15 protein-coding genes are annotated in these 16,950 nt (G+C 69.3%); 8 read left to right on the top strand and 7 right to left on the bottom strand.

Annotated features, from left to right (window positions below):
• Window positions 1–86 precede the first annotated feature (86 nt).
• Together nhaA and AC1DZV_RS08180 are read right to left on the bottom strand one after the other, a co-directional pair.
• The gene (gene nhaA / locus AC1DZV_RS08185) at window positions 87–1,469 is read right to left on the bottom strand and encodes a Na+/H+ antiporter NhaA (RefSeq protein WP_476950636.1); all 1,383 of its coding nucleotides are present in this window, start codon (window positions 1,467–1,469) and stop codon (window positions 87–89) included.
• Between the two features lie 176 nt (window positions 1,470–1,645).
• Window positions 1,646–2,443: an alpha/beta hydrolase gene (locus AC1DZV_RS08180; RefSeq protein WP_079555271.1), complete on the bottom strand. Its 798-nt coding sequence runs from the start codon at window positions 2,441–2,443 to the stop codon at window positions 1,646–1,648.
• Between the two features lie 255 nt (window positions 2,444–2,698).
• On the opposite strand from AC1DZV_RS08180, the gene AC1DZV_RS08175 reads away from it, so the two are divergent.
• The gene (locus AC1DZV_RS08175; RefSeq protein WP_028275955.1) at window positions 2,699–3,805 is read left to right on the top strand and encodes a GTP pyrophosphokinase; all 1,107 of its coding nucleotides are present in this window, start codon (window positions 2,699–2,701) and stop codon (window positions 3,803–3,805) included.
• A 172-nt stretch (window positions 3,806–3,977) separates the two neighbouring features.
• Here AC1DZV_RS08175 and AC1DZV_RS08170 read toward each other — a convergent pair whose 3' ends face one another.
• Both AC1DZV_RS08170 and AC1DZV_RS08165 read right to left on the bottom strand, forming a co-directional pair.
• Window positions 3,978–4,262, bottom strand: coding sequence for a DUF1540 domain-containing protein (locus tag AC1DZV_RS08170; protein ID WP_028275954.1), 285 nt, complete (start codon window positions 4,260–4,262; stop codon window positions 3,978–3,980).
• 126 nt (window positions 4,263–4,388) lie between these two features.
• On the bottom strand, window positions 4,389–5,909 hold the full coding sequence (locus AC1DZV_RS08165; RefSeq protein ID WP_476950634.1) for a SulP family inorganic anion transporter: 1,521 nt from the start codon (window positions 5,907–5,909) through the stop codon (window positions 4,389–4,391).
• 243 nt (window positions 5,910–6,152) lie between these two features.
• Here AC1DZV_RS08165 and AC1DZV_RS08160 point away from each other — a divergent pair, with 243 nt between their 5' ends.
• Window positions 6,153–7,217 (top strand): bile acid:sodium symporter family protein, encoded by a 1,065-nt coding sequence (locus AC1DZV_RS08160; protein ID WP_476953430.1) that lies wholly within the window; start codon window positions 6,153–6,155, stop codon window positions 7,215–7,217.
• Window positions 7,218–7,223: 6 nt separating this feature from the next.
• On the opposite strand, the gene AC1DZV_RS08155 is transcribed toward AC1DZV_RS08160, so the two are convergent.
• From AC1DZV_RS08155 to AC1DZV_RS08145, 3 genes are all read right to left on the bottom strand, one after another.
• Window positions 7,224–7,799, bottom strand: coding sequence for a LacI family DNA-binding transcriptional regulator (locus AC1DZV_RS08155; RefSeq protein WP_476950632.1), 576 nt, complete (start codon window positions 7,797–7,799; stop codon window positions 7,224–7,226).
• Window positions 7,800–7,880: 81 nt separating this feature from the next.
• Window positions 7,881–8,489, bottom strand: a complete 609-nt coding sequence (locus tag AC1DZV_RS08150) for a GNAT family N-acetyltransferase (protein ID WP_476953429.1) — start codon at window positions 8,487–8,489, stop codon at window positions 7,881–7,883.
• On the bottom strand, window positions 8,486–10,492 hold the full coding sequence (locus AC1DZV_RS08145; protein ID WP_476953428.1) for an FAD/NAD(P)-binding protein: 2,007 nt from the start codon (window positions 10,490–10,492) through the stop codon (window positions 8,486–8,488). The genes AC1DZV_RS08150 and AC1DZV_RS08145 overlap by 4 nt, the downstream gene beginning before the upstream one ends.
• Before the next feature lie 241 nt (window positions 10,493–10,733).
• Here AC1DZV_RS08145 and AC1DZV_RS08140 point away from each other — a divergent pair, with 241 nt between their 5' ends.
• The 6 genes from AC1DZV_RS08140 to AC1DZV_RS08115 are packed head-to-tail and all read left to right on the top strand — an operon-like array spanning window position 10,734 to window position 16,943.
• Window positions 10,734–11,831: an amino acid ABC transporter permease gene (locus AC1DZV_RS08140; RefSeq protein WP_476953427.1), complete on the top strand. Its 1,098-nt coding sequence runs from the start codon at window positions 10,734–10,736 to the stop codon at window positions 11,829–11,831.
• A complete protein-coding gene (locus AC1DZV_RS08135; RefSeq protein WP_476950628.1) occupies window positions 11,828–12,688 on the top strand; it encodes an amino acid ABC transporter ATP-binding protein in 861 nt (286 codons plus the stop codon). Before AC1DZV_RS08140 ends, AC1DZV_RS08135 begins: the two co-directional genes overlap by 4 nt.
• 8 nt (window positions 12,689–12,696) lie before the next feature.
• The gene (locus AC1DZV_RS08130; protein WP_476953426.1) at window positions 12,697–13,761 is read left to right on the top strand and encodes an ABC transporter substrate-binding protein; all 1,065 of its coding nucleotides are present in this window, start codon (window positions 12,697–12,699) and stop codon (window positions 13,759–13,761) included.
• The gene (locus tag AC1DZV_RS08125; RefSeq protein WP_476953425.1) at window positions 13,758–14,915 is read left to right on the top strand and encodes an LLM class flavin-dependent oxidoreductase; all 1,158 of its coding nucleotides are present in this window, start codon (window positions 13,758–13,760) and stop codon (window positions 14,913–14,915) included. The genes AC1DZV_RS08130 and AC1DZV_RS08125 overlap by 4 nt, the downstream gene beginning before the upstream one ends.
• Window positions 14,899–15,786, top strand: a complete 888-nt coding sequence (locus AC1DZV_RS08120; protein WP_476953424.1) for a DUF1684 domain-containing protein — start codon at window positions 14,899–14,901, stop codon at window positions 15,784–15,786. Before AC1DZV_RS08125 ends, AC1DZV_RS08120 begins: the two co-directional genes overlap by 17 nt.
• Complete coding sequence (locus AC1DZV_RS08115) at window positions 15,783–16,943, top strand: LLM class flavin-dependent oxidoreductase (RefSeq protein ID WP_476953423.1); 1,161 nt, start codon at window positions 15,783–15,785, stop codon at window positions 16,941–16,943. Before AC1DZV_RS08120 ends, AC1DZV_RS08115 begins: the two co-directional genes overlap by 4 nt.
• Window positions 16,944–16,950 lie beyond the last annotated feature (7 nt).

Below are 16,950 nucleotides of genomic sequence, written 5' to 3'. Positions count from 1 at the left end.
ATGATACCCCTTGGGGTATCATTGACCCTCCGGACGGCCCCTCCCGCCACACCCCCAAATATAGCCCGTCGGCCTGGCCCGCCAACCTAGCCTGCGGGGCGGTCCTGCTGGTAGACGTCCGGGATGCCGTCCTGGTCCGAGTCGACCTGTTCCGCCTCCTCCGCACGCCGGTACTGGTGGTTGCGTGTGCGGAGCACCGTGGTGGCGAGGAGCGCGGCGAGCAGTGAGGCCGCGAGGATCCCTACCTTCGCGTGGTCTTCATGCGCAGTGCCCTGGCCGAAGCTCAACTCGGCAAGCAGCAGCGAGACCGTGAAACCGATGCCCGCGAGGATGGCGAGGCCGAAGACGTCGATCCACTTGAAGGACGCGTCCAGGCGGGCCCGCGTGACTTTGGTGATGAGCCATGTGGTGCCGAGGATCCCCGCCGGCTTTCCGGCAACCAGCGCCACGATGATGCCCACCGCCACGGGGTCCGTCAGGGCCGCACCGAGGCCCTGCCAGCCGCCAATGGCCACCCCGGCGGAAAAGAACGCGAACACCGGGACCGCGATCCCGGCCGAGATGGGGCGGAACCGGTGTTCGAAAATCTCCGCCAGCCCCGGGCCGGCATCAGGGCCGCCGCTGGCCTTCGAACGTTTGACCGGAACGGCAAATCCGAGCAGGACCCCGGCCACGGTGGCGTGGATGCCTGATGCGTGCACGAGGGCCCACGTCGCGAAGCCGAGCGGCAGCAGGATCACCCAGGCTGCGGCTGCGTGCGTGCCGAAGAACCGCCGGTATTTGTGCGCCAGGAACGTGTAGAGGCCCAGCGGGAGCAGGGCCAGCAGGAACGGCTCGGGGTGGAGATCGCTGGTGTAGAAGATCGCGATGATGGCGATGGCCAGGAGGTCGTCGACGACGGCGAGGGTCAGCAGGAAGATCCGCAGCGCACTGGGCAGGTGGGAACCGATGAGCGCCAGCACCGCGACGGCGAAGGCGATGTCGGTGGCGGTGGGAATGGCCCAGCCGTGCAGCGTTTCGGGACCGGAGAGGTTGATGGCCGCGTAGATGAGCGCCGGAACGGCCACACCGCCAACGGCGGCGGCCACCGGAACCACGGATTTGCTCGGCTCGCGCAGGTCTCCGGCGACAAACTCGCGCTTGAGTTCGAGCCCCACCAGGAAGAAGAAGATGGCCAGCAGGCCGTCGGCGGCCCAAGCGCCCAGGCTCAGGTCCAGATGCCAGGGCGCGTAGCCGATGGTGAAGTCGCGCAGTGCGAAGTAACTCTCCGAGGCCGGGGAGTTGGCCCAGATAAGGGCCACCATCGCCGCGGCGACCAGCAGGGCGCCGCCCACGGTTTCCTTACGGAGGATCTCGCCGATCCGCAAGGCCTCGGCATAGCTGCCCCGGCCGAAAATGGTGAGGCGCGGCGGCGAAGGAGGAGGCGGTGTGGGTGAAGAGGGTGTTGGCGAAGGGGGCAGGGCGCTCATGGGATCCTCAAAATGGGTCGGCGAAACTATGCCGACCAGACTTCCCGGCGCACCTGCGCTCCAGTCTATGCGCTTTCGCCGGCCAGGGGATGCCGTCAGGGACACCGGAAACCCCATCCCGGCCGCCGGGCGGGCCGGCCTGGCGGCGGGCATGCCGGCCTGGCGGCGTCCGGGCGTCAGACCAGCAGCTGCTGCACGAGTTCACGGCATTTCCGGTACGCGGGTGCCTTTGGATCGATGAGCGCAAAGTGGTCGCCCGGGACCTTGAGCAGCTGGACCGGCGCACCGGCGGCCTTGGCTGCGCCGGCGTAGGTCTCGGACTGGCTTACCGGCACGGTATCGTCCTCCGTGCCGTGAACGGCATATACGGGCACGCCCAGCGGCACCGCACTCATGGGGTCCGCAAATTTATGCCGTTTGGGATATTTCTCCGACGAGCCGCCCAGGAAGTTGCTCACGGCGCCGTTGCTGAGGTTAAGCCGCTCGGCGGCCGCGAGGTTAAGTACCCCCGACTGGCTGACGACGCCGGTGAGCTGCACCGCGCCGTCGTCGTCGCCCCGACGCGTCAGCTGGCGGTCCGCGTCCGGGGCACCAAGCCCCGCGAGCCGGCGGCGTCCCGCCGCCCAGACGGCGAGGTGGCCGCCAGCCGAGTGGCCCAGGGCCACCACGCGGTCCAGTCCCAGCCCGTGCTCGTCGGCCAGTTCACCGAGCTTGTCGATGCCGGCCAGGACGTCGGCGAAGGTGTTGGGCCAGCCTCCGCCGTTGCCGGCCCGCCGGTACTCCAGGTTCCAGGCTGCCATGCCGTGCGCGGCGAGGTCCTTGGCAAGAGGCTCCCCCAGTTCTGCGCCGTACTGCGAACGCCAGTACCCGCCATGGATCACCACCACCACACCCTTGGGCGCGGCAACCTCCGGGAGGAAGAGCTCACCCCACTGGCTGGGGTCCTCGCCATATTGGTACTTGTGCCTCTTCACAGCGTCCTCCTTGGGGCCCGGTGAACAGGCGGCGGAGACTGCCCCCAGAGTCACCGCCGCTGCGGCCGCGATCATAGTCCGCCGCCGCATTTCAGCCATGTGTTGAGCCTACCTTGGGCACCAAGCGGCCCAGCGCAGGCCGGACCCCTCCCATGCCGGACCCCTCCCATGCCTGCTCCGCTGCACTTGCCTGCGGGCGTGCCCGGCGGTGCCAGCCTGCGGGCCGGTGTCGGTGGTGCGCCGTAAGCTGGATCCATGGCGAGCAACTGGGACCGTTTGGACGTGAGCCTGCGCGATTCCGTGCAGGAGAACGTGGAGTTGTACGAGCGGGTCCGGCCTGCCCTGAAGCTGGTCACCCGGGAGGTCCTGCTCACGCTGCGGACCATGCTCAAGGACACCGAAGTCACGCCGTTGTTCGTCACCGGACGCACCAAGACCGTTGAATCCTTCCGCGAGAAGATCTCCCGCACTGAAGAACCGCTGGAGCCGGGCGGGCCACCTGTGCTGAAGTTCCCGGACCCGTTCCGGACCCTGAATGACATGGTGGGAATCCGTGTGATCACCAAGCTGCCGGCGGAAAACGCGGTGGTGGCGAATCTGATCAAGCGCCAGCGCCAGCTCTTTGACTGCCGGGGGGACCGGGAAAAGGACATCGGCTCGATCGAGTCCGGCACATACGGCTACTCCAGCCGGCACCTGATCCTGCGGACCATCCAGAACGAGGCCGTCAAGGACTACCAGCTGGCCTTCAACCCGGACGTCCCGCCGAACGGCAGCTACTTCTTCGAGTGCCAAATCCGGACCGTCTTCGCCCACGCCTGGAGCGAGATCGAGCACGACATCCGCTTCAAGGCCGAGGACCCGCGGGCGTGGACCCCGCACTTCGACCGCCAGTTCACCGCGACGGCCGCCATGCTGGAGACCGTGGAGAGCGCGTTCTCGGACCTGCACGAACGCTACGAGGAGGTCCGCGGCTACTGGGACATGGACGGGGAGGGTGCGGCGCAGCTGACGCCCAACCGGATCCGCGACGTCTGGCGGACCCTGCTTCCGCACGTGGACCGGAAGGTCGACGACGACTGGGGCTGGGCCGCGGAGCTCATGGCCGCCCACGGCCTCAACCAGACCATGCAGCTCGCCGGGCTGCTTAGCGCCAACCGGATCACCGAGGTCCGCAAGGCCTTGGACCACCGCTACTCCCCCGGCCCGGACCGGCTCCTCGATGACCTGCTGCTGTGGCAGTACGGCACCGAACACATCGAGCTCACCGCCGAGCCGGCCGACGCCGTCCCGCACCCGCGGCGCGACAGCCTCCTGCGCCGGCTCAAGCAGATCGAACGGTACCGGCTCACCCAGGGCTAGCGCGTGCCTGCCTCCGCGGGTGCCCTCTGCCACCACCGATCCTCCCCACCTTTGAACCAGCGACGCCGGGCCTCACCGGCGGTCCGCCCGACACGCCGGGTGCGGCGACCAAAGGTGGGGAATTTCAGCGCCAGCGGGGCGGATGGTCGATGGACGCGGACGGCGGGTGCGGCTACGTGTGGGCGTAGGTGAGGCAGTCGGCGTTGTCGACGCCCGGGCCCACGTGAACTTCGGGCGCCTTGCACATCAGATGGTCGTTGTGGGTGCACTCGGAACGCTGGCAGGCGCCGACGTCGGCCAGCACCTTGGGGAGCCCGCCGTGCACACCGATGTCGATGAAGGTCGCGCAGGAGGCATGGTCTGCGGCGCCGCCGACGGTAATGGCGGCGGCGTTGCAGTGGGAGTGGTCATTGAAGGAGCAATTGCTCACGCTGCAGTCGGCTACGTGCGTCGTCATTGGATTTCCTCCATGCTCCGGCCACCCGGACGGGCGGCGCCGTAAATCCACGCTAGGCCGCACCAAGGCAAACAAAAAGACCCAAACGTGTGACCTAATACCGGTCCGCCCGGTCGCGCCGCACCGTCAATTCCCCGCGCCGAGCTTGCCGGCCAGGCGTTCGCGCATCAGGGCGCTGGCCTGGTTCAGGCCCACGACGTCAACGCTCTTGCCGTGCTGCCGGTACTTCTCCGTGATGGCATCCAAAGCGGCGATCGTGGAGGTGTCCCACAGGTGGGAGTCGCGCATGTCGATGACGACGCGTTCGGGGTCCAGTGCGTACTCGAACTGGGTGTAGAGGTCATTCGCGGAGGCGAAGAACAGCTCGCCGTCCACGCGATACGTGGCCCGGCCGCCGTCGTGCCCCGTCACGGTGCGCTCGACGGTGACGAAGTGGGCCACCCGCCTGGCGAACAGGACCATCGCGACGAGTACGCCGACCCCGACGCCGGTTGCCAGGTTGTGCGTGGCAACGGTGACCGCCACCGTCACTGCCATGACGGCGGTTTCACTCTTGGGCAGGGCCTTGAGGGTGGCGGGCCGGATGCTGTGCCAGTCAAAGGTGGCGACTGATACGAAAATCATGACGGCCACGAGCGCGGCCATCGGGATGAGGGACACAATGTCTCCGAGTGCCACCACGAGGATGAGCAGGAAGACGCCGGCCAGAAGGGTGGAGATCCGGGTCCGGGCGCCGGAGGCTTTGACGTTGATCATGGTCTGGCCGATCATGGCGCAGCCGCCCATGCCGCCGAAGATGCCGGTGACAATGTTCGCGACACCCTGCCCCCAGGCCTCGCGGGTTTTGGCTGAACGCGTGTCCGTGATGTCATCCACGAGCTTCGCGGTCATGAGGGATTCGAGCAGGCCCACGAAGGCCATGGCCAGCGCGAACGGGAAGATGACCTGCAACGTTTCGAGTGTGAACGGCACGTTGGGCAGTGACAAAGAGGGCAGCGAGTCCGGCAGTGCACCCTTGTCCCCCACAGTGGGAACGACGACGGCGGCCGTCACCGTGATGAGCGTCATGGCCACAATGGCCACGAGGGGTGCGGGGACGGCTTTGGTGAGCCTGGGCAGGCCGAAGACGATCAGCAGGCCCAGCGCGGTGAGCGGGTAGACCAGCCAGGGCACGCCGACCAGCTCGGGCACCTGCGACAGAAAGATCAGGATGGCCAGGGCGTTCACAAACCCCACCATGACCGGACGGGGGATGAACCGCATCAGTTTCGCCACCCCGGAGAGGCCCAGCACGATCTGGAAAATGCCGGCCAGAATCACCGTCGCCACAAGGTAATCCAGTCCGTGGGACTTCACCAGTGGGGCGATTACCAGGGCGACGGCGCCGGTGGCCGCCGAGATCATCGCCGGCCGGCCGCCGACGAAGGCGATGGTCACTGCCATCGTGAAGGACGCGAAGAGTCCGATCCTCGGGTCCACGCCGGCGATGATCGAGAAGGCGATCGCCTCAGGAATCAGCGCCAGTGCCACCACGAGGCCGCCCAAAACCTCGGTCTTGAGCCGTCGCGGGGACGTCAAGGCGCCTCGGACCGATTGCAGTTGTGCAGGCGTGGCGGCCGGGGCCGGCGCGTCGATACTGGTGGCCATCGCTGGCTCCGTTCGTGGTCAAGGAGGCCCAACGGCCGCCAGATGTCAAAGAATGTGCACAATTCAGGGAAGGTGGGGCGCTGCGTCGCGCCGGGGTGGGGAGTTCGCCTTTTTGGGCTCACCCACGCAATGAACCCTACCCGCCGGACTCCCGCCCGCACGGCGGCCTAAAAATCTGACATATTTGTCCGACAGGTGGTCACGAAGTGGCCACCCCGTGGACGCCGATGGCACCATTCTTGGATGCTTGAGGCAACTAAAACTCCGAATACCGCCCGGGACGCGGGCACTGCCGCCGACGTCCCGGCCAATCCCGCCCTCGCCGCCGAGGCAAAGATTGCCCGCATCGCGGTGACGGTCTTCCCGGTCCTTGTGGTGGTGGCCGGGCTCGCCGGCTTCCTGCTCCCCGGTGCGTTCAAACCCCTCGCCCCCAGCGTGCCCTTCCTGCTGGGCATCATCATGTTCTGCATGGGCCTGACCCTGACGCCGCCCGATTTCGCCTCGGTGGCCAAGCGGCCCTGGGCCGTGGCCCTGGGAATCGTGGCGCACTACGTCATCATGCCGGGGGCCGGCTGGCTGATCGCCGTCGGACTCCACCTCGAGCCGGAGCTTGCGGTGGGCCTGATCCTGGTGGGCTGCGCGCCGTCGGGCACCGCCTCCAACGTGATGGCGTTCCTCGCCAAGGGCGACGTCGCCCTGTCCGTGGCCGTCGCCTCCGTGTCCACCCTGATCGCGCCGATCGTGACGCCGCTGCTGGTGCTGTTCCTGGCCGGCTCGTACCTGAACATCGACGCCGGGGGCATGGTCCAGGACATCGTCAAGACCGTCCTCCTGCCGGTCATCGCCGGCCTGCTGGCCCGCCTCTTCCTCAAGAAGCTCGTGGCCAAGGTCCTGCCCGCGCTGCCGTGGGCCTCGGCCGTCGTGATTTCCCTGATCGTCGCGATTGTGGTGGCCGGCAGCGCCAGCAAGATGGTGGCCGCGGGTGGCATCGTGTTCCTCGCCGTGGTGCTGCACAACGGCTTCGGCCTGGGCCTGGGCTACCTGGCCGGCAAGCTGGGGCGCCTGGATGACAAGGCGCGCAGGGCCCTCGCCTTCGAGGTAGGGATGCAGAATTCCGGCTTGGCCGCCACCCTCGCCACCGCGCACTTCGGCGCGCTGGCGGCGCTGCCGTCTGCGGTCTTCTCCCTGTGGCACAACGTCTCCGGCGCGATTGTGGCCGCGTGGCTGGCCCGGCGTCCCCTCCGGGAGGCCGCAACCCAGGAGGCCGCAACGCGGGACGCGGCACCGGAGGCCGCGCTGGAAGCCTAAGGGGTCCTAGCCTCGCAACTGTGCCAGCAGCCGAGTGACGGCGCGCCCGGCCAGGATCTCGGGGGTGTCCGTTCCGGCGGGGACCACCTCGTGTCCGCCCTGGACACCAGGGCTGCCGGGCCCGGCGTCGTCCGTGATGAGCACGCGGGGCGCGCCGCGGCCGGCGAGCTCTGCCATGGCACCGGAATCGTCGTCTGCCTCCGGCGCGCTGGTGTGGATCACGCCGTCGGCACCGCCGGAGAGCATGAACTGCCGCCAGTTCCCGCCCAGCAGGATGACCGACTGGTAGCCGTGCTCCGGCAGGATCCTGGCCAGCACCGTGGCGATGGCCCTGTCCCGGGGCTGCTCGAGGTCCGGTACGGCCACGGCCACCAGCTCCGTCCGGCCCCGGCGCATTCCCCGGGCGGCGCTGTTGGCCACATAGCCAAGTTCGCGGACCGCGGCGTGCACCCGGTCCTGGGTGGCCTCGCTGATCCGGGTGGTTCCGCCGGAGCGGCCGGAGAGCACATAGGAGACGGTGGTCAGGGAGACCCCGGCCGTCTGCGCGACATCGCGGATGGTGGGCTTGGATCCAGGCCGCACTGCTGACTCCCGGCTGTTTCTGCGCCGGGTCCGCGGCGGCTCGTTAATACGTTGTTTCAGGGCAGACCCCCTGTGTGAACTCTAGCCCGAAGCACCGGTTCCCGGCCCACGCCCACCAAGCAGCGCGGCGGGGTTTGCGGCGGGCAGGTCCTTGGTGAATGCCAGCGGCCCGATGGTTTCCGGGTCGGCGGAGAGATCGAACTGTGCCTCGTAACCGGTGCTCAGGTAAAGGTGTTTCGCCTCCGGCTGGCGCGGGCCGGTTGTCAGGTAGACCTTCCGGTAGCCGCGGCGGCCGGCCAGCGCCTCCAGCTCGGCCAGGACAAACCGGGCCAGTCCGCGGCGGCGGTGCGCCGAATGCGTCCAGATCCGCTTGAACTCGGCGGTCTGCGGGCCGTGCCGGCGGAACGCGCCGCCGGCCACGGATTCGCCGTTCTCGCGCACAATCAGCAGGACCCCGCCCGGCGCGGCGAATTCCTCGGCCGGGTAGCGGTTGAGTTCCTCCGCGGCGGCCCCGCGGCCAAAAAGGTTGCCGTAGCGGGTGTCGTATTCGAGCGCGAGCTCATCCAGGAGCGGACGGACCCTGGGATCGCTCATCGGCAGATTGAGGACCGTCAGCGCGGCTGTGTCCACGGGTGGGGTGTCCACGGGCGGGGTGTCCACGGGCGGGGTGTGTAGTGGGGGCGGGGTCATGACGGGTCCTTTCCGCCGGCGGCGGCCTGCGGCACCGCCCGGCCGGCGTCGGTTTGATCGTTGTTGGCCAGGCCGCTGTCGGCCGGGCCGTTGTTGGGCTTCGCCAGCAGGTTCAGGACGCGCCGGGCCAGGGCATCGTTTTCGCGGAACGGCGCGGCGTTGGTGCCGGGCCGGGCGAAGGCGCCGGCGCCCCAGCCGGAAGTACCGGGCCCGACGCCGAACAGCCGCTCGCGCCGCTCCCCCACCGGGCTGATGAGCTCGTTGTGGGCGGACACCAGGAGCCGTCCGGTCGCGTGCGTGCCGTCGGCAGTGAGGAGCTGCTGTTCGGTGCCGAGCCCGGAGGCGTGCAGCTGGCGCAGCAGCGGGTTCGCGGAGCGGGCCACCGACGGCGCCGGGAGCCGGGCCTCGATCAGGGCCGGCGCTGACACGGTGATCCCGGACTGGGCCGAGCGGGCGACGAACCGGCCCGCGCGCTCCGCGGTCTCGATCTCCAGCCCCGGGCCAATGAACTGCAGCAGCCCGGCCCGGTGGATCGCCAGCATCTCCCGCAGCCTGCGCGGCGGCGGCCCGGAATCGACGAAGCTGAAGAAGCCGTGCCACCAGCCCTGGACCTCCCGCTGCGACCGCGCGTTCAGCCGCTCGGACGGCACCAGCCGACCCAGGTCCATGTAGGACTTCAGCAAGGAAGTGAACAGGGCCAGGGTTTCCGAATGGTCCGGCCCGGTGCGCAGCTCAAGGTCGCGGCCAATGTACGTTGCCACCGCCGACTGGAAGTCTGCGTGACCCGCGTAAACGCGGCCGGCGAAGGGATGGTCCAACCGTTCGAGGTCCAGGTGGAGCCCTGCGTCCGGGACGGACCCGGCGACGAGCCGCCGGCGCTCCTGGCTGTACCAGTCCGCCGCGGCGAACCGTTCGGCGAATTCCTGCCAGCCGGTCCGGACCCGTTCCGGGTAACCGGTGAACAGCTCGCGGTAGTACGCGTAACCGGCGTCCTTGGCGATCAGGGGCCACAGCTGGGCGCGGAAGTCCACCTCGCCGGGCGCATCCAGCAGCGCCGCGACGGCGTCAGCCGTGAAGAACGCCGGCTCGCCCGCCGCGTCGCCGCGCAGGGCGGACGTGATCTTGGAGTGGTAGGGCACGCCGCGGCGGGAGCCGGCCCACAGCCGCGGCTCGGCACCGGAGGGCACGTAGCGCAGGCCGCCGCCTGGCAGCTCCTCGAACCTGCCGCCGCGGCCCTCCATGAGCAGGACCAGCAGGTCCACGAAGGCCAGGCCCATGCCGGAGACAATCACGTCCTGGCCGGCGGCGAGGGGTGAGTAGTCGACGTCGGTGGTGTAGCTGGGCGCCGCGTGAAACGCGCCGTGCCGGGCGGCAAAACCGGCCCACGCCGCAGACTCCGCATCGGGCAGCGAATCCGCGTGCCCCAGGGAGGCGATTACGACGTCGGCGGGCAGCACCGCGCCGCCGGCCAGCCGGACGCGGTAGCGTTCCGGACCCTGTTCGGCTACATGCTGCACCGGCTCGACGGCGGACGCCGTGTCCCGGTGCACGGTGACGGTGGTGTCCGGTCCGAGGGCGGCGACGGAGCGGCGGAAGAACCATTCCAGGTAGACACTCTGCAGCTGCCGGGTGGGGAAGGTGGCACCGGTGAGAGCGGTCAGCTGGCGCCGGAGTTCCGCCGGCAGCTCCGGAACATCCGCGATGGACCCGTCCAGGACCCCGGCGGCCCACTTTGCCAGGCCGGGGCCGTCGACCGCGGGTCCCTCGCATTGGACGGAGGCATCCGTGAACATCGTGACGTCCGCCGCCGCGGAGTTGAGCATCAGCCCGGGATGCTGCTCGTAACGCCAGATCCTGCCGGCACCCGGGGTGTACGGCTCCACGACGTGGATCTGCAGGGCGCCGTCGAGCAGCTCCGGCCGGTTGGCGGCGAGGCGTTCCAACAGCCCGGCCGCGCGCGGGCCGCCGCCGATGAGGACCACGGACGGGGCATTCACTGGCATGACGGTCTCCTGGCTCGGGTGCGGAGCCCTCATGCTAGGCACCCGAAATGGAGCCGGTCGAGGCGCCGGTCACGGCCGTTCACCCCGCGTCACGCGGCGTAAATCGAGGCAAGAATTCGTCGTGTGACGCCGTGCGAACCTGCGTGAACGTATGCAACCTGCCGCCTTGCCGCGCGATTTCGCACGGCCCTAGATTGGCAGCCAACTACCCCCACAGCAACTGGAAGAAGCGAGGTGGCGCATGAGTTCAACAGCAACCCCGGTGGCACAGTCCGCCCCGGAGCCGGCGTCCGCCGGCATCGAATCCGCACCTGAGACCGCGGAGGTCCGGGCCGCAGGACCCGTACCCGCCGGCGAGACCGCACCGGCCGGAACGGTCGGCTCCGGTTCGGTGGGCCGCAAGGCCGCCACCGACTACGCCGACTACCGGCTGGTCCCGGCCCGCCACCCGTGGCGCTGGGTGGGCACCGCCGTCGTCGCCGTGGGCGTGGCCGGCATTGCCTGGTCGCTGGCCACCAACCCGCGCTGGGAGTGGGGCGTGGTGGCGCAGTGGTTCACCGCGCAGTCGATCGTGAACGGCCTGCTGGAGACCCTGAAGCTGACGGCGATCTCCGGGGCGCTCGGCTTCATCCTGGGTTTCATCCTGGCGCTGATGCGGCTCTCGGCGTCGCCCCTGCTGGTCTCCGTCTCCTGGACGTTCTCCTGGATTTTCCGCTCCACGCCGCTGCTGGTGCAGATGCTGCTCTGGTACAACCTGGGCTACCTCTACGAGAAAATCAGCCTGGGGCTCCCCTTCACGGACGTGCGCTTCTTTGAGGCGCAGACCACCACCCTGATCAGCCAGTTCGCCGCGGCAGTCCTCGGCCTGACCCTGAACCAGGCCGCCTACTCCGCCGAGATCATCCGCGGCGGCATCCTGTCCGTGGACCAGGGCCAGCTCGAGGCCGCAACCGCCCTGGGCATTCCGGCCTGGCGGCGTTCCACCAGGATCGTCCTGCCCCAGGCCATGCGGGCCATCCTGCCCACCGCCTTCAACGAGGTGATCGGCCTGGTCAAGGGCACCTCAATCGTTTACGTCCTGGCCTATTCCGAGCTTTTCTACACCGTCCAGGTCATTTACAACCGCACCCAGCAGGTCCTGCCGCTGCTGCTCGTGGCCACGCTCTGGTACGTCGTCATCACCTCGGTCCTGAGCGTCTTCCAGTACTACATCGAGCGGCACTACTCCAAGGGCGCGGTCCGTACGCTGCCCCTGACGCCGCTGCAGAAGGCCCGCAAATTCCTCGCCGTCCATACGCCCGCCGCCCGGGAATCGAACCAGGAAAGGGGCACCCGATGAGCACCGCACTCCGTACGACCACCCAGACCCCGTCCGCGGCCGCTGCCACGGACGCCGTAACAACCCGCGGCCTCGTCGAGATCACGAAGGTCCGCAAGTCCTTCGGCGCCGCGGAAGTCCTCAAGGGCATCACGCTGACGGTCGAGCCCGGGGGTGTCGCCGTGATCGTCGGACCGTCCGGATCCGGCAAATCCACCCTCCTGCGCACCATCAACCACCTCGAAAAGGTCGACGCCGGGTTCATCGCGATCGACGGCACGCTGGTGGGCTACGAGGTCCGCGGGCGCCGGCTCCACGAGTTGCGCGAAAAGGAAATCCTGAAGCAGCGCACCGAGATCGGCATGGTGTTCCAGAACTTCAACCTCTTCCCGCACCTGACCGCGCTGGAAAACGTCACCGAGGCACCGATCGTCGCGCCGCGGGCCGGAAAACCCCGGCTCTCCAAGGCCGAGGCCCGCGACCGCGGGCTGGAACTGCTGGACCGCGTGGGCCTGAAGGACCGTGCCGGCGCCTACCCGCGCCAGCTGTCCGGCGGCCAGCAGCAGCGCGTCGCGATCGCCCGGGCGCTTGCCCTGGACCCGAAGATCCTGCTCTTCGACGAGCCCACGTCGGCCCTGGACCCGGAACTGGTCAACGAGGTCCTGGACGTCATCCGCGGGCTGGCCAAGTCCGGCACCACGCTGATCATCGTCACGCATGAGATGGGCTTCGCCCGCGACGTCGCCGACACGGTGGTGTTCATGGACCAGGGCCAGATCGTCGAGCAAGGCACCCCCCAGGAAATTTTCACCAACCCGCGCGAAGTTCGCACCCGGAGCTTCTTCTCCAAAGTCATCGAACCCGCTTTCAACATCTAAGGAACCCCATGGCAATCAGCTCCGCCCCCCGCACCGCCCGCGCGAGTACTGGTCCCCGGCGGACGCGTGCGGCGCTTCCCGCCGTCGTCCTTATCGGCACCCTGTCCGGCACCCTGGCCCTGAGTGGCTGCGCGGATCCCGGCGCCTCCGCGGCTGCCGGCGGGCAGCCGGCGACGACGGCGGCGCGCAACGGCGTCGTCTACAACACCTCGCCGGACCAGCAGCGGATCCGGGCGGATAAGGACGCCGCCCTGGCCGCGAAGGTCCCTGCGCTGATCGGCAAGGACGGCAAGCTGACCGTCGCGACGACGGCGGGCGCGATTCCGCTGTCCTTCCACGCCACGGACGACAAGACCCCAATCGGCGTGGAGGTGGACCTGGCCCAGCTAATCGCGGACAAGCTGGGCCTGGACCTGGACGTCCAGGTGACCTCCTGGGAGAACTGGCCGTTGAAGACCCAGTCCGGTGACTTCGAGGCCGTGTTCTCCAATGTGGGCATCAACGCCGCCCGGGTGAAGCTCTTCGACTTCTCCAGCTACCGCGCCGCGTACATGGGCTTCGAGGCCAAGAAGAGCTCCGGCTACAACATCAAGGGCTCCGACGACATCTCCGGGCTGAAGATCTCGGTGGGCTCGGGCACCAACCAGGAGAAGATCCTGATCGCCTGGAACAAGGAGCTCGAGGCCAAGGGCAAGGCACCCGCGGTGCTGCAGTACTACTCCTCCGACGCCGACACCATCCTGGCCCTGTCCTCCGGCCGCACTGACCTGAACCTCGCGCCCTACCCGTCCGTCACGTACCGGGAAAACACCCGCGACGACCTCAAGGTGGTGGGCAAGGTCAACGCCGGGTGGCCGTCCGAGACCCTGGTCGCGGCCACCACGCTCAAGGGCAACGGCCTGGCCCCGGCCATCACGGACGCCCTGAACTCCGCCATCAAGGACGGCTCCTACGCCAAGGTCCTGGACCGCTGGGGACTCTCCGAGGAAGCCCTTCCCGAGTCCACGACCGTCACTGAGGCCAACTTCGGGACAGCCCCTTCAGGGAAAGCACAGACAGGGAAAACACAGTGAGGTTCCAGGTCCTCGACATCATCCCGCACCTGAAGAACCCGGTCACCGGGGAGATCGTCTCCACCGCGGACCGGCTCAACCAGGTGGTGGAGACCGCGCGCCGGGCGGAGGAGCTCGGTTACGACAGCCTCTCCATCGGGGAACGCCACGCGGGTGAGTTCATCTCCTCCTCCCCCACCACCGTGCTCGCCGCCATCGCCGCCGTGACCACCAGGATCCGGCTGCAGAGCGGCGTGACGGTGCTGTCCGTGCTGGACCCGGTGCGGGTCGCGGAAGACTACGCCACGATCGACCAGCTCAGCCGCGGCCGGCTGGAACTGGTGATCGGCAAGGGCAATGAGGTGCTGCAGTACCCGTTGTTCGGCCTGGACCTGGCGGACCAGTGGGAGCTCCTCGCGGAGAAATATGCCCTGCTCCGCCGGCTTTGGACCGAGGAAAACGTCACGTGGTCCGGGAGGTTCCGGGCCGCGCTGACGGAGCCCACCACCACCACGCCGCGGCCGTTCGCCGGGGCGCCGCGGGTCTGGCACGGCTCCGCCACCAGCCTGGCCTCGGCGGCCCTCGCCGCGCAGTGGGGCGATCCGCTGTTCACGGCCAACGCGATCCAGCCGCGGGAAAACTACAAGGTGCTCATCGACCACTACCGCGAGGAATACGCACGCCACGGCCACGATCCCCGGCACCAGTACCTGGGCTCCGGATCGGGCGCCGGCGGGGTGTTCATCGCGGACACCACGCAGGAGGCCAAGCGGCAATTCGGCCCGGTCTACGAGGCCCTCACGACCGGCCGGAACGTTCCCGGCAACAACTCCCCCTACCGGGACATCGACCACGCCGTCGCCGACGGTCCGGCTCTGGTGGGCAGCCCGGAGCAGGTGATCGACAAGATCCTCAGCTACCACGCGCTCTACGGCCACGACCTGCAGTCCATCGCGCTGCCCACCACGCTGCCCTTCGCCCAGCAGCTGGAAATCCTGGAGCGCTTCGCCCTGGAAGTCATTCCGGCCGTCCGCGCCGCCGCGCCCACCACGCTCTGGGGCGACGGCGACCCGTACGCCGGCCGGCCGGCATTCGCCGGCACTACTGAGACCGACGCCACCCGCGTCACAGCCGACCACAACCACCACGGGAGTTCCCATGTCCACGCCCACTGACACCGACGGCCGTCCTGACCTTCGTCCCGACCGCCACCCCGACCTGGAATTCGAAGCCGCCTGGGCGGACTGGCATGCCGCGCACGAACGCCACCGCGCCAGCCCCCACGGCTTCCTCGCCGTCACCCACCTGCACTGGCTCGAGTGCTCACCCGCCCGGCTGGACGGTGCGCCGGGCACCTGGAGCGTCGAGGACGACGTCGTCCGCCTGGCTTTGGGGGCAGGCGACCGCGTCCTTCGCGACGGGCAGGAACTGAACGCGGACGGGACCGGAGCTACCGTGTTCCTCGGCCCGATTCCCGAGCGCGATGGCCTGAATCTGCGGGTCGAGGATGCCGGCGCCGGCCATACCGTGATCGAGCTCGCCAAGCGCGGCGGCCGCTATGTCGTGCGGCCGCGGCATCCCCTGAACCCGCTGCTCACCGGCTACCGCGGCACCCCCGCCTACGCCCCCAGCATCGAATATGCCATTTCAGGAATATTTGTGCCGTTCGCCGAACCGCGGCCCACCACCGTGGGCGCGGCGGTCGAAGGAATCCACCACGTCTACGAAGCCCCGGGGGAAATCCGCTTCCGGCTCCACGGCAAAGACCTGAGCCTCACCGCCTTAAACGGCCACACTCCGGGCACGCTGTCCGTGCTTTTCACGGACGCGACCTCGGGCAAGAGCACCTACGCGGCCAACCGCTCGCTCACCGTGGCCGCTCCGGGCCCCGACGGCACGGTCTGGCTCGACTTCAACCGGGCGGTGAACCTGCCGTGCGCCTACACGGACCTCGCCACGTGCCCGCTGCCGGCGGCGGAGAACCGCCTGCCGGTGCCCATCGAGGCCGGCGAACAGATCCCCTACGAACGACAGGACGCATCATGAGCACCCATCCCGCCCAGGACGGGCCCCGCGAACACGGCCTCCTCCTGCTGGAGCTCGACGGTGCCGGCAGCCACCCGGCCGCGTGGCGGGTTTCCCGCACGGCCCCGGCAGCTGTGCTGGGACCGGAACACCTCCGCGGCGCCGTGCTCGCCGCCGAGTCCGCCGGGTTCCACGCGGCGACGTTTTCCGACCCCGGCCTGCCGGCCCCCGGGCACCCGGACGCCGCGGCCCGGCTCAACGCCCTGCAGCGCGCCGCGTTCGCCGGCCCCGTGACCCGCTCCCTCGCACTGATTCCGGAAGTGGACACCGCCTACACCGAGCCCTTCCACATCTCCACCCAGCTCGCCAGCCTCGACTACGTCTCCGGCGGACGGGCCGGCTGGCTGGTAGCCGCTTCATCAAGCGCGGCCGATGCCGCCGCCGTCGGACGCGACACGGTGCGCGGGGACCGGCTCTCCCGCGAGGCCGCCGATTCGATCGAGGTCAGCCGCAGGCTCTGGGACTCCTGGGAGGACAACGCCGTGATCCGCGATGTCCCCACCGGGCGCTACCTCGACGTCGACAAGCTGCATTACATCGACGTCGAAAACGGCAGCTATTCCGTCAAGGGTCCGTCGATCATTCCGCGGCCGCCCCAGGGCCAGCTGCCCGTACTGGCCCCGGCCGGGCTCCTCACCGCGGAGGCCGTCGCGGCCGGGGCAGCCGACGCGCTCCTGGTCTCGGCCCCGACGCCCGGGCTCCTGGCCGCCGAGCTCGCGGCGACGCGCGCAGGACTCGCCGCCGGCGGCAACGGGCCTGCGCTGATCGCCGAGCTCGACGTCGTGCTGGACTCCCGCGGCCAGGCCGCCGCTGAGCGGCTGGCCGGACTGAACGGCCACACCCCGTGGCAGAGCCCGCGCGCACAGTTCATCGGCTCGGCGGCCGGGCTTACCGATCTGCTCACCGAGGTGCTGGCCTGGGCCGAAGGGGTCCGCCTGCACCCCGCCGCGCTGGACACGGATCTTGAGGAACTGACGCGGCTGGTGCTGCCCGAACTGCGCCGGCGCGGGGTCCTCGCCCCCACCAGCCCGGACGCCACATTCCGCGATCAGCTGGGGCTGGCACGGCCAGCCAGCCGCTACGCCGCCGCATCCAGCGCCCCCGGCGCGGAAAACTAAGGAGCCC

It is taken from the genome of Arthrobacter sp. P1_D12, assembly GCF_056406175.1.
Note: the sequence above shows the minus strand (reverse complement) of the source record. Positions and strands in the feature narration are given on the sequence as shown.